General features: G+C 43.3%; 15 protein-coding genes. 8 read left to right on the top strand and 7 right to left on the bottom strand.

The window, feature by feature from the left end:
• Window positions 1-49: 49 nt before the first annotated feature.
• Window positions 50-442 carry a hypothetical protein gene (locus MHB42_RS17020; protein ID WP_340807654.1) on the bottom strand — a complete coding sequence of 131 codons (393 nt, stop codon included), beginning with the start codon at window positions 440-442 and terminating at the stop codon, window positions 50-52.
• On the bottom strand, window positions 439-648 hold the full coding sequence (locus MHB42_RS17015; protein ID WP_340807652.1) for a helix-turn-helix transcriptional regulator: 210 nt from the start codon (window positions 646-648) through the stop codon (window positions 439-441). The genes MHB42_RS17020 and MHB42_RS17015 overlap by 4 nt, the downstream gene beginning before the upstream one ends.
• 390 nt (window positions 649-1,038) lie before the next feature.
• Between MHB42_RS17015 and MHB42_RS17010 the strand changes: the two genes are divergently transcribed.
• From MHB42_RS17010 to MHB42_RS17000, 3 genes are all read left to right on the top strand, one after another.
• On the top strand, window positions 1,039-1,419 hold the full coding sequence (locus MHB42_RS17010; protein ID WP_445299983.1) for an HNH endonuclease: 381 nt from the start codon (window positions 1,039-1,041) through the stop codon (window positions 1,417-1,419).
• Window positions 1,420-1,532: 113 nt separating this feature from the next.
• On the top strand, window positions 1,533-2,084 hold the full coding sequence (locus tag MHB42_RS17005; RefSeq protein ID WP_326172803.1) for a P27 family phage terminase small subunit: 552 nt from the start codon (window positions 1,533-1,535) through the stop codon (window positions 2,082-2,084).
• Entirely contained in the window at window positions 1,973-2,485 is a 513-nt protein-coding gene (locus MHB42_RS17000) for an S-adenosylmethionine synthetase N-terminal domain-containing protein (RefSeq protein WP_340807650.1), read from the top strand. Before MHB42_RS17005 ends, MHB42_RS17000 begins: the two co-directional genes overlap by 112 nt.
• On the opposite strand, the gene MHB42_RS16995 is transcribed toward MHB42_RS17000, so the two are convergent.
• A protein-coding gene (locus MHB42_RS16995) for an IS630 family transposase (protein ID WP_340808510.1) occupies window positions 2,387-3,450 on the bottom strand; the annotation gives its coding sequence in 2 pieces (ribosomal slippage) (window positions 2,387-2,926 and window positions 2,929-3,450; 1,062 coding nt in all). The genes MHB42_RS17000 and MHB42_RS16995 overlap by 99 nt on opposite strands.
• A gap of 124 nt (window positions 3,451-3,574) precedes the next feature.
• Here MHB42_RS16995 and metK point away from each other — a divergent pair.
• The 5 genes from metK to MHB42_RS16970 all read left to right on the top strand — a co-directional run bounded on the left by metK (window position 3,575) and on the right by MHB42_RS16970 (window position 7,827).
• Entirely contained in the window at window positions 3,575-4,453 is an 879-nt protein-coding gene (metK, locus tag MHB42_RS16990; protein WP_340807648.1) for a methionine adenosyltransferase, read from the top strand.
• Complete coding sequence (locus tag MHB42_RS16985) at window positions 4,434-5,675, top strand: site-specific DNA-methyltransferase (RefSeq protein WP_340807647.1); 1,242 nt, start codon at window positions 4,434-4,436, stop codon at window positions 5,673-5,675. The genes metK and MHB42_RS16985 overlap by 20 nt, the downstream gene beginning before the upstream one ends.
• Window positions 5,676-5,776: 101 nt before the next feature.
• Entirely contained in the window at window positions 5,777-6,565 is a 789-nt protein-coding gene (locus MHB42_RS16980) for a virulence protein (protein ID WP_340807646.1), read from the top strand.
• A complete protein-coding gene (locus tag MHB42_RS16975; RefSeq protein ID WP_019155121.1) occupies window positions 6,565-6,792 on the top strand; it encodes a DUF4314 domain-containing protein in 228 nt (75 codons plus the stop codon). Before MHB42_RS16980 ends, MHB42_RS16975 begins: the two co-directional genes overlap by 1 nt.
• A gap of 135 nt (window positions 6,793-6,927) precedes the next feature.
• Window positions 6,928-7,827 carry an amidoligase family protein gene (locus MHB42_RS16970; protein ID WP_340807643.1) on the top strand — a complete coding sequence of 300 codons (900 nt, stop codon included), beginning with the start codon at window positions 6,928-6,930 and terminating at the stop codon, window positions 7,825-7,827.
• 365 nt (window positions 7,828-8,192) lie between these two features.
• Here the strand turns inward: MHB42_RS16970 and MHB42_RS16965 are convergent, their stop codons facing one another.
• Genes MHB42_RS16965 through MHB42_RS16950 form a run of 4 tightly spaced genes read right to left on the bottom strand, consistent with a single transcriptional unit; the run spans window position 8,193 to window position 12,173 of the window.
• On the bottom strand, window positions 8,193-8,411 hold the full coding sequence (locus MHB42_RS16965; protein ID WP_340807641.1) for a hypothetical protein: 219 nt from the start codon (window positions 8,409-8,411) through the stop codon (window positions 8,193-8,195).
• Between the two features lie 7 nt (window positions 8,412-8,418).
• Window positions 8,419-9,510, bottom strand: coding sequence for a GerAB/ArcD/ProY family transporter (locus MHB42_RS16960; protein WP_340807639.1), 1,092 nt, complete (start codon window positions 9,508-9,510; stop codon window positions 8,419-8,421).
• Window positions 9,507-10,691, bottom strand: a complete 1,185-nt coding sequence (locus MHB42_RS16955) for a Ger(x)C family spore germination protein (protein ID WP_340807637.1) — start codon at window positions 10,689-10,691, stop codon at window positions 9,507-9,509. Before MHB42_RS16955 ends, MHB42_RS16960 begins: the two co-directional genes overlap by 4 nt.
• 15 nt (window positions 10,692-10,706) lie before the next feature.
• Window positions 10,707-12,173 carry a spore germination protein gene (locus tag MHB42_RS16950; protein ID WP_340807635.1) on the bottom strand — a complete coding sequence of 489 codons (1,467 nt, stop codon included), beginning with the start codon at window positions 12,171-12,173 and terminating at the stop codon, window positions 10,707-10,709.
• Window positions 12,174-12,633 lie beyond the last annotated feature (460 nt).

Here is a 12,633-nt window from a genome sequence, read left to right as displayed (position 1 = left end):
CTTTTTTGTTTAAACAATTGCGCCCGATTGTTTAATATAAACATTATTATTACTTGTACTTCTTTGAATAAATAAATTCTGTAATTGGGACCGTAACAAATGTTAGACCTACCACTATAACCAGTGGATAATTATCAATATTATTGAAATTACCGGTTCCTTCAGAAATAAATAATATTAAACCAGATAGAATCATCAGTACATAATAACCTATTTTGGCACTTTGAGTTTCAATATGTCTATCTAATTCATCTTTCTCGCCACCGCCTTCATGATGCCCCCAATTAAGCCAATTAAAAAAATAGCTTAAAGCTAGAAAACTAAAGAATATACCAGCTGCATCTATAGTTCCAAAACTAACCCATTTGTATAAGGAAAACCCTACAATTGATAGAAAGGCAATAAAGACTAAAATAGCTACAATACTTTTAGTTTTATTCATTCCGTTCCTCCCCCATTCTCAGAGATAAATAAATCTTCCATAGTGACTCCCAAAGTCCTTGCTATATCAAATGCTAACTGCAAACTTGGGTCATATTTATTGTTCTCAATAGCGTTAATCGTTTGTCTACTTACATTGCATAATTCTGCTAATTTCCCTTGTGAAAGACTGCTTTTTTCTCTGTACTCCTTAATTCTATTTTCCATTTACTAAGCCACCTTTAGATTTAATAAGGTGTAAAAGGTTTTTTACATCTTAATTATAAAAAAAAGACAAATGAGATGTCAAACATATTTTACACTTCATTTGTCTTATAGTCTTATTCATTAGAATAAATATCTAATCCTTCCTCCACAATCTGGCCTGATTGTTGAAAACCAACTTCATAAATTTATTATTCTCAATTCTATTTTAACACACGTTTAAAGCAAGAGTTCCACAAGTCAATCGCGATAATTATAAAAAGTTGGCACACTTTGGCATAGTTTGGCATACGGTGACACTGTTTGTCCGTAGTGAAAGTTATATAATGGTAGTATGGAATATTAATAAACAGAAGCCTTCACGGGAGCATTTCTCCTGCGAGGGCTTTTTCTATGGGTAAAAGGAGGTGCCGTATGCCAAAGAAACCTAAGCGACCGTGCTCTTACCCTGGTTGCCCAGAGCTAACCGACAAGCGCTTTTGTGAAGAGCATGGCAAGAAGGAAGCTGCACGGTATGAGAAGTATGACCGTGACCCAGCAACCCGTAAGCGTTATGGTCGTGCTTGGAAAAGAATTCGTGACCGTTACATTGCAGCTCATCCTCTTTGTGAGGAATGCCATCGACAAGGAAAGCTGACCCCAGCAAATGAAGTCCATCACATTCTTCCTCTTGCAAGAGGAGGGACTCACGATAGGAGTAATCTGATGGCTCTTTGTACTCCTTGCCACTCTGCTATCACAGCAAGAGATGGAGACCGTTGGGGAAACCGGTAGGGGGAGTCAAATCTCTACAGCTTTTTCTTTGTGTAACGGGCGTGGGGCAACGCGTGAAAATTCGCGGTTTCAAACAGGGTAATAGGCGCCCATCGATGAAAAGAGGTGAGTGAATGGCCAAAGACGGAACAAATCGTGGAGGTGCCCGTATAGGCTCCGGTCAAAAGAAGAAACCGCTTGCTGACAAAATTGCAGAGGGAAATCCCGGTAAGAGAAAAATTGAAGTCGTTGAGTTCCAAAATACCGCTGACCTGAAGGGGCAAGAAATGCCAAAGCCAATGGCCATGCTCTCCGCAGTGCAAAAGGATGGGAAAACCCTAGTAGCAAGTGAAATCTATGAAATTACATGGAAATGGCTTGAGGAACGTGGCTGTGCCCATTTGGTACTTCCACAGCTTCTAGAGCGATATGCCATGAGTGCGGCCAGATGGATACAGTGTGAGGAAGCAGTAACTGAGTTTGGCTTTCTAGCCAAGCACCCAACCACCGGCAATGCTATTCAAAGTCCCTATGTAGCGATGAGTCAGAACTTTATGAGTCAGACAAATAGGCTATGGATGGAGATATATCAAATCGTTCGAGAGAATTGTGCTACAGAGTATTCAGGTTTAAATCCACAGGACGACGTGATGGAGCGACTGCTATCTGCCCGCAGAGGAAAATAAAGATGAGGAGATATGATGTAATGAGTAAAAGATATTTAACAGCCGAAAGTGTATGTGCTGGACATCCTGACAAACTATGCGACATCATAGCAGATAGCATTTTGGAAGCTTGCCTACGTAAAGATAGGGCATCACGTGTCGCTTGTGAGGTAATGGCAACCAAGGGGAAAATTATCGTGGCGGGCGAGATCTCCTGCAGCGAGAAAGTGAACATTAGAGACATTGTAAAAACTGTACTGAAAGATGTGGGATACAATCCTCTAAAATTTTTGATTTATGTATATATATACGGTGAAAGAAAATTAGAGTTTCAAGCACAGCCTATTCACCGTATTTTCAGGTGTTTGATTAATCATTTGGATAAAGCCTTGGACAGCACGTTGAATCTTTCCGACATTTGAGTAAAAGACATTGTGGATCACCGTTGTCTTCATCCATTTCCACAGTCCTTCGATTAAATTTAAATTGGGACTGTACGGCGGAAGGAACAGAAATTCAAAGAAATCTTGATACTTTTCTAAAAATGGTTGAATCAATTTCGCATGGTGTATGCGCGCATTGTCTAATACCATCACGATGCGTTCATTCGGATAACGAGCGATGACTTTTTCTAAAAAACTTAGGAATTCAACAGCGGTATATTGTTCTTCTTGCACGCAAAATACATCGCCCGTTTCGTAATCCAATGTACCAATTAGCTTAACCCCTTGATGTCGGCCATATGTTGGAATGATTTTTTGTTGACCTTTAAGAAACCACGTGTTGGAAATCGCTTGGTAATCACGGATCATTGACTCGTCTTCAAATAAAATACGATCAATTTGACCATGAATTAGTTTTTTTTCGCCTGTTCAAATTTTTCAAGGAAAACTGCTTGTTTGAGGGGGTCTGCTTTTTCCAATGTATACGTTGGTTTCGTATAACTTAAACCAAGACGGTACAATAAATCACGTGTCCCACGTACAGAAAAAGACACACCAAATGTTCGCTCAATCCAATCGCGAAGAAGAGGCGCTGTCCAGTTCATTTCAACGGGAAAACCAGCATCTTTAGGCGTTTGGTTGACAATTGTCGCGACGACTCGTGCTTCTTGTTCAGCCGTTAAATGACGCTTTCGACCAGGTTGTTTTTTACGTCCAAGTCCAGCGATCCCTTTTTCACAATAAGCTTTGCGATAATTGAACAGCGTCGCTAAAGAAAGACCTGTATAGTCGACAATTTTTTCATACGATTCGCCGGAAAGTAACATATAAATCACTTGGTAGCGAACGAACATTTTATGATTGTTTTCTTCTTTCATGACAAGCTTTAATTCTTCTAAAGCAGCAGGAATTTGTTCTTCAGGAATTAGGACAATTTTACGCATCATTTTTCTCCGTTTCATATCTATTAAGAATAGTATACAGGAAAACGAAGAAAAAGAGTGTAAGTCTAAAAGTTAATCACCTTATATATATGTACATAATCAAAGTGTAGATATTGCGGCTGGTGTGAATACCGCACTAGAAGCACGAAATGGAATAAATGAACAGTACGGTTCAATAGGTGCCGGAGACCAGGGAACTATGTATGGTTATGCTACAAAGGAAACAAGAGAAATGCTTCCTCTCCCTCTTGTACTGTCTCACAGAATAGTAAAGAGACTGGATGATTGTCGCAAAGGAAAGCTGATCAAAGGGATTCTTCCCGATGGTAAAGCACAGGTAACAGTAGAATATGAGGATGACACTCCAGTGAGAATAAAGACGATTGTGATTTCTGTGCAGCATGATAAGAATAAAACGCAGGAAGAACTTAAGACAGATATTCTTAACAATGTCTTATGGCAATGCTTTGAGGATTTCCCTTTTGATGATGAAACAGAACTTCTCGTCAATCCATCTGGTCAGTTTGTTCTTGGTGGTCCCGCTGCTGATACGGGTTTGACCGGTAGAAAAATCATGGTCGATACCTACGGAGGGCTTACATCTCATGGAGGTGGTGCTCTTTGTGGTAAAGACCCAACCAAAGTTGACCGAAGCGGTGCTTACATGGCTCGCTATATTGCCAAGCATATCGTTTGGTGTGGTTATGCAAAGAAATGTGAAGTGAGTATTTCCTATGCCATTGGTAAGGCAAATCCAGTAGCTTTTACTGTAAATACCCTTGGTACTGGCACTGTTTCTGATGAAATATTAACTCTTGCTGCCCAGGAGACTTTCAACTTAAGACCCGCGGCCATCATTGAAAAGCTACGTCTTAGAAATGTCATTTACTCTGACACCGCGGCTTATGGTCACTTTAACAGTTGTCTGTTCCCGTGGGAGGATGTAAATAAATACAGTGAATTTAGAAAGGCGGTGGAAAAGTATGTTGATAGAGAAGATTAAAACGAAACAACTCATCCCCGCTGAATATAACCCAAGGAAAGATTTAAAACCAGGTGATCCGGAATATGAGAAACTTAAACGCTCCCTTGAGGAGTTTGGATATGTAGAACCCGTAATATGGAATAAGACCACAGGCAGAGTTATCGGAGGGCATCAACGCTTGAAAGTCCTGCTGAGTATGGGCATGGATGAAATAGAATGCGTAGTAGTTGAAATGGATGAGCAAAAGGAGAAGGCGCTGAACATTGCACTAAATAAAATTAGTGGTGATTGGGATAAAGACAAATTAGCACTTCTCATCACGGACCTAAATGCTTCAGACTTTGATGTGTCTTTGACAGGTTTTGACCCGGGAGAGTTGGACGATCTTTTCAAGGATTCCCTTAAGGATAATATAAAAGAAGATGATTTTGATGTAGACAGTGAGCTGAAAAAGCCCGCTGTTTCGCATTTAGGGGATGTTTGGCTACTTGGACAGCATCGATTAGTCTGTGGAGACAGTACAAAGAAAGACACCTTTGATGTCTTGATGGATGGGAAAGCTGCCAATCTGGTAGTTACGGACCCTCCATATAACGTCAACTATGAAGGCACTGCTGGAAAAATCAAAAATGACAATATGGCTAATGAAGCGTTCTATGATTTTCTGCTTGCGGCATTTCAAAACACCGAAGCAGCGATGGCAAAGGACGCTTCTATTTATGTATTCCATGCTGATACGGAAGGACTCAATTTCAGAAGAGCATTCTCCGATGCAGGATTTTATCTTTCTGGTACTTGTATATGGAAAAAGCAGTCCCTTGTTCTCGATCGCTCTCCTTATCAATGGCAACATGAACCGGTACTCTTTGGATGGAAAAAGAAAGGCAAGCATCTCTGGTATTCAGACCGCAAGCAGACCACCATCTGGGAGTTTGAGAAACCAAAGAAAAATAGCGACCACCCAACCATGAAACCAGTGGCACTTGTGGCATACCCCATTATGAATTCGAGCCTTAGTAACTGTATTGTGCTTGATCCCTTTGGAGGTTCAGGAAGTACACTGATTGCCTGTGAGCAGACAGATAGAATTTGTTACACCATTGAACTGGATGAAAAGTACTGCGATGTCATCGTGAAAAGGTATATTGAGCAAGTCGGAAATTCTGATGGTGTGTTTCTTTTAAGAGATGGTTCGAAAATAAGATATTGTGACCTGCCAGACGTTGCTACCGCCGATTAATGGAAGAGTCTTTTCTACAGAAAGATGCTCTAAATGACTTGATATTAACAGCCTTTAGAGTGATATATGTATGTACTGAAAATAGAAAGGCGGTATAAAAAATGCAGATAAACTATAATGTCACAGGAGCAAAAAGAAAAGAGCTAGTCAACGCAATCAGCCAAAAACTGAATGCTCCTGCAAGATATCTTGGAGCACCTACATTTGCATATGAAGTGGCAGACTACAACATTGACAAAAACGGGGTAGTCAGAGGACCAGATAATTCTGAACTGGTTAATGATCTATTAGGCCTTCATGACTTTAAGGCGGTTACAGTAGAATTTGACACACCACTTCCAGCAGCAGAGCCTGTTCTTGAAAATATTCAAGTTCCCAATGAAGCGGCTCTTGGGGGTAGGGTAAGTCCAAATAGTGATTGCGAAGAACCTCCCGTATACAGCGAATCAAATGAAACCGAAGAAGCTATTAGTTTGATTATTCAAATGCCGAGGGAGGGTTTTAGCGAAACTGCACTTGGTAACCTAAAAGGATTGGTAGAAAGCAAAGAAACCCTTATAAAGAAAGCACTTGATACTGACTCTATTCCCATTATCGTAAATGAGGAATTTATAACCTTCCCTTGGTTCCAAAGTGAGTGCTCAGCAGAGGAGGTTAAGGCTTATACCCACTTTGTAACAGCACTTTGTGAAATGGCAAAGAAACAGACCCGCGTCAACTCGACCGAGAAATCAGTGGAGAATGAAAAGTACGCTTTCCGTTGTTTCCTTCTAAGACTTGGCTTTATCGGTCCAGAATACAAAACAGAACGAAAAATTCTCCTCTCCAAACTGTCGGGTAGCTCTGCCTTCAAAAGCGGAAGTGCCAAGCATGAGGAGGTGAGTGAATAATGAATATCATTCACCCAGAAATGCTAAAGCAACTAAGAAGTTATTACACTCCAGGAACTCGTGTCATGCTACTTAAGATGAATGACCCTTATACCAAGCTTCAGCCAGGAGATAAAGGTACGGTTACTAGTGTTGATGATATGGGAACTATCCACGTCAGTTGGGATTCAGGCAGTTCCCTTGGAGTGGTTTTTGGAGAGGATTTATGCAAGAAAATCGAAGAATAAAAATACACATTTTAAGCCCAATATGGCAGTAAATATGTAGATTTGTATTGCAGAATTGTCTTGCTATATAAGCCTTTTAGAGTGATATATGTACATGCCGAAAGGACAAACACACTTTAAAAGGAGCGAGACACGATGTTAAGTGCAAAATTCGGGATTGAGATTGAATTTACAGGGATTACAAGGGAAAGGGCGGCTAGAGTCGCTGCAGAGTTTTTGCAAGGCATTTACAGTGAAGGCGGGACTTACTACGACACCAAGAAGGTAAAAACTTCAGATGGTCGAGTGTGGAAGTTTATGTACGATGGGAGCATCAACTGCCAAAGAAAAGAAGGTAGAAGAAAAGTAGCTGCAGGTAGAGATTATAGTGTTGAGCTGGTTAGCCCAATCCTAACCTACCGGAAGGACATTGAAACTTTGCAAGAGCTAGTAAGAAAGCTTCGCAAAGCTGGAGCCTTTACAAATACATCTTGCGGAATTCACATTCATCTAGACGGTGCTGAACATACCCCACGAAGCATTCGAAACTTTGTAAATATCATTGCAAGCAAAAATGACTTATTTTATAAAGCACTTCAGATTGCACCGCAGAGAATGAATTACTGCAAAAAGATGGACAGCATTTTGGTTGAGAAGATGAACCGTAAAAAGCCTAAAACCATGAGACAAATTGAGGACATTTGGTACGAAGGTTACAGCGAGAGTAGAAGCACTCATTATCACAACAGCCGCTACCATTTCCTCAACCTGCACAGCTTTTTTAACGGCAATGGGACAATTGAGCTTCGAGGCTTTAACAGCGAACTTCATGCGGGAAAAATTAGAAGCTACATAGTGCTTGCCCTTGCGTTAAACCATCAGGCTTTAACCCAAAAATGTGCTTCCAGCAAGAAACTACAGGTTGAAAATGAGAAGTTTGCTATGAGGACCTCCCTAAACCGGATTGGTTTCATTGGAGATGAATTTGCAAACTGCAGAGAGCATTTGACTGCAGCACTTTCGGGTTCAGCTGCATGGCGGTTTCGGGCGGCCTGAACTGCCCCTAACCCACAAAGCTAAGAAGGAGGATTACAATGATTTTGAAAATAGTTTAATGCTTGGTTATTTAATTATGATTATAGTGACTTCACTTCTTGCTTTCCTCCGACAGAAGTATTATTTGATAGGGAAATCTATGAAATGGTTATTCCGCACGAGATCAACCCGTTCAAAATCAGTACCCTAGAATCTGGCTACAAGGCTGGTATGAAGGAACGGTTTATTATAAGCATTAATTTTGCCGCTAGTAATCATTTGTTTTCAGTCATCCTTCATATCTCCTGCTAAGTTCCTATCACAAGGATTGGCGGATCATAGTGGTACTAAACTGGGAAGAACCCGGAAAACTTCCCATTCTACGTTTATATCATCATCGTTGAAATGGATTTTAACATTTCAATCATTCTTTCAATAAAAATCGTAATGATAAAAGGACGATGATTCACGATACAAATCCATAATCCGTATCCAATAACAGATACAGCCCCAAAAACTGCTGCATCCCGATAAAGTCTCTTTCGAAGCAATCCCAACATCGGTAAACCTATCAAAGGCGCCAGCAGGATGTGAAGCATCAACATGTTCAATTCACCCTCCTTTTCGCTTCTCGAACGTGCGTTTGACCCATGTTGTCACTAGCAACAAAAAGGGGATCAGTAGAACAAAGAAACTGTCATATATGAATGTATATTTTTCATCCCATTCCTCGTTTTGGATCGGGTTTTCATAGATGGACAGAGCGGTTGCCGACAACAAAATCGTCAAACCCAGAAAATGAGGCCACCGGGTTTTTGGACGAAATACTTGACGCAGCGTTTCGGAAGATCCGTAAACGAGTACCAACAGCTTGATAAAAATCAGAATCAGTAAAATAACGGAGATAATGGAATGGATGTTGACGATCACCTCTCCGATGGAAATTTCCTGCACGGTCGTATACACTGGAAAGGTAAGTTGTGACGCCCTCTCCACTCCTAATAAACCGATAATCATAAACAAGGTCATGCTAAGAGAAACGGAAGCGGTTATCAACCCAAGCAAAAAGGGGCGTGTTGCCCCCTGTTTGACCAGCGGAAACAATATCGTGAGCACAATAGTTTCCATATAGGGAAAGCCCAAAAAGGAATGGTATTGCAAAATGGTACCCAGGCCGGAATGGAAAGCTGGCTGAAGTCTTCCCCAATCCCAGTTCACCATTGCCAGCAACAGAACAAACCAGAACGGGAAGAACAAAAACGGAGTAATGATTTGATTTAATCGTCCGATGGCTTCCGTCCCCTGAGCGACCGTGTAAAAGGCGACAAGCAAAAACATGACGTGAAAAACGGTTTTCGGCGTCTCCGGCATGATGGTTCCATTTAAAAAATCGCTTAAATTTCGAAGAGCCCATCCAGCCAAAATACAGAAATAAAGAAAATACAGGACGGAAACTAGTGTTCCCAGATAACGTCCCCAAGCTTCCAGCGGGATTTGCACCAGACTTTTGCCCGGGTAATATCGGAAAAGAAAAATCCAGAACAGACCGACGAGTATGCCAAAACTTCCTGCCCACAAGGGCATGAGCCAGGCATCCTGTCCCGCCTGTACGACCAGCCGCCCGATCAGCACGAAAAGGGTGGTTCCGAGGATATAATTGATTGTCAGCAGATAAAACTGGAATCGGGAAATCATTGGCTTCATCTTGTCCCTCCATAAGGTTGACTCATGCTTCCCGTTCGGAGCAGCCGGGTATTTGCACGAATCTCAATTTGTGCATTTTTCGCCGCTTGGTCGATATCCGGATGATTTGGCGTTTGTTTGCGCAACAAGTCCTTGATGCTTAGCAGATCCCAGCCACGCTCCCTTATCATTTGATAGAAAGCAAGCGACTCGTCTGCTATGATCTGATTCAGTCTGTTCTCAAGTCTCTTCACTTCGTTCCGAGACTTCGGGACGAACTCGATTGTATAGGCAGTGGATAGTTCGAGATCCAAGTGGATCCGAACGACAGGTTGGTCGGATTTCCAGAAGACCTCACGTTTTATGCGAACCAGTCTCAATTCCACGGATACCTGTTTTCCTTCCATCTGAAACTGTCGCACGTGGCGACCTCGATCGCCATTTAGCAAATGGTACCAGACCAGCTGCGTATCATTCAGTTTGCCCGCCATGCGATAATCATGGAAAACCGCTCCACTTCCAATGATAAAGTTATTTTGATTGGCGTCGATATCCGCCGATGTTTCCCCGCTGTTGGTAGAAGGTGCCTCTGCCATTCCGGTGATCAACGGTAATACGATCGTATCCGACTTTTCCATTCGTTCAATCACATCACTGACCTTGATCTGTTTTCCCACCAGGAGCGAATTCCGGATCAGCAGGTCGATCCTGGAATCGATCGTGTCAGACGGCACCCGCTCCAGGGGAGTTAATGTTCTCATGACCTGAGATAACGGTCCGTCGACGATCAGCATCGGGACCGACGAGCGGCCGTTGAGTTGCATTTCGATAAAGTTGACAATATCGAGTATGTCTTGTTTGGCGGCCCGCTGGGAAACGAGCAGCACCTTGCAGTGGGCCATAAATAACTTGCGCGGCAACATTTTGTAAATCGTAGATTTGATTTCTCCAAAAGACGATCCACTGATTTCGTAAGTGTACACAGGGGCTTGTTCGCCTCCCGGCGTACCTTTGGCGGAAGTGCCGCTGAGCGGGTTGATGATCTGGTAATACACGGTTATTTTGTCGCTCTCCGGGTCGCTGTCCACCCCCACCATACTGACCAGGGCCAGTTCGTTCATCTCCGATTTGTCCCAGCAAGCCGTAAGCAGGGCGGTAAACATCATCAGAGTGAACAGACCCGTTGCATACCGGTTGGTCATGTTTGTTCCTCCAGATTACCTTTTTCTCTTCATATTCCGAATATATCCGGGCAGACCGTTCGGATCCAGCCAGGGCCGGGGCAGCCGCACCAACACATCTTTCCAATCGGTTCCTATGGACGGGGAAGCGGGAGTGAAGTAAGGAACGCCAAATGACTTAAGCGACACCAGATGGGCAACCAGAAACAGGGCACCGCATAAAATGCCAAAAAGGCCCATAAAGCCGGCCAACAGCACGAACGAAAAGCGAAGCAGGCGTTGTGATATGCCGAAGCTGTAAACCGGAACGACAAAATTGGTGATGCCGGTTATGGCTACGACAATGACAATCGCGGCGGAAATAAGACCGGCTTCCACCGCCGCCTGCCCCAGTACAATCGCCCCCACGATCGAAAGCGCCTGTCCGACCGCCCGCGGCATGCGCAGCCCCGCTTCCCGGATAATTTCAAACACGACTTCCATTAACAACACTTCGAAGATGGCGGGGAAGGGAACCCCTTCCCGCTGGGCGGACAAACTGATCAGAAGTTGGGTCGGGATCAGTTCCTGGTGGAACGTCGTGGCCGCGACATACAAGGAAGGGACGAACACGGCCGTAAAAAAGGAAATCAACCGAATCCAGCGAATAAACGTGGCGATGTCCGCCCGCTGATAATAATCTTCAGGAGAACTGAAAAACTCGAAAAACGTCATGGGGGCAAGCAGGACGTTGGGCGTTCCGTCCACCATTACGGCCACTTTACCATCCAGCAACTGGGCAGCTACCATATCTGGGCGCTCGGTGTTGGTAAGCGTCGGAAAAGGAGACCAAATCCGGTCCTGGATGAATTCCTCCACATAAGCGCTTTCCAGCACACTGTCCGTCCGGATGGCTGACAATCTGCCGCGCACTTCCCGGACCAGCGATTCCGGGGCGAGGTTCTCCATGTACACCATAAGCAAAGTCGTCCCGGTTTGATTGCCGATGTTCATTTTATCAAACCGGAGGAATGGGTTGCGGATTCTTTTGCGGACAAGCCCCACATTGGTCAGAATGCTTTCCGTAAAGCCTTCGTGCGGCCCGCGAATGGTCGATTCCGACTTCGGTTCTTCAATGGAGCGTTGTTTGGATTCGGTCACATTGATGAGACAAACGCGCTCCCTTGAAAAATCGGTTAGTGCGCAATGGCCTGCCAGGAGAGCTTTTACGGCATGTTCCCGCAACTGTTCATATGGATCGGAAAAGGAAAATTCGCGCAAAAAACCGCTTTCGGCGGAAAGAGGCGCTTCCCCTTCGGAAAACGTATTTTCCGTGAACGATTTCAAAATATATTCGTCAATCGTTTTTTTATTGACCATCGATTCCAGATATACGCACTGCACGGTTTGTTCCCCTTGGACAAACAAGGATCGGCAGACCAAGTCCGGGGGTAACCCAAGGGCTGATTGAATGTCTCCGAAAAAATCATTCTTGATCGATTGATTTTGTTTTTTTCTTGCCATCGACGAACCTCCAGATTCTCACATCTCATCATTATCATTATTTCCTATTGGGTGGATTCTTATTCCATTGGCAGTTATGCTGTTGCAAATTATCGTGAGGTGAAATCAAGATTCGGTTACGACATTACTAAGTTATTCGATCAATGAAGATATCTAGTACATGACCGCAACTGCTGCAGTATTCTTGAACAAACTTTTCGTACTTGCTGGCATGAAGGAAGAAGCAGGCTATTATAGATTCGCTCGCAGCATTCGCCAAAGTTGGATGATCTAACGTAAATACGACTCTCTTATTCATGATTTATAGATTATCGATTAGAAAAAAAAGAGGGTAGCCCGTTGACCTCATATTTGTACACCGTCTGCAAAATCAGGCAGAACAATTCGGCTTTGCGGATCGCGTGACTATTCTGTTTGTAAACGAACTCCCCTAGTCCGTCGAGAACGAAAATGGGGTGGT

Origin of the sequence: Lysinibacillus sp. FSL K6-0232, from assembly GCF_038008325.1 — a bacterium.
In the GTDB taxonomy this organism is placed as follows: Bacteria; Bacillota; Bacilli; order Bacillales_A; family Planococcaceae; genus Lysinibacillus.
This window is presented reverse-complemented; position numbering and strand designations above follow the sequence as displayed.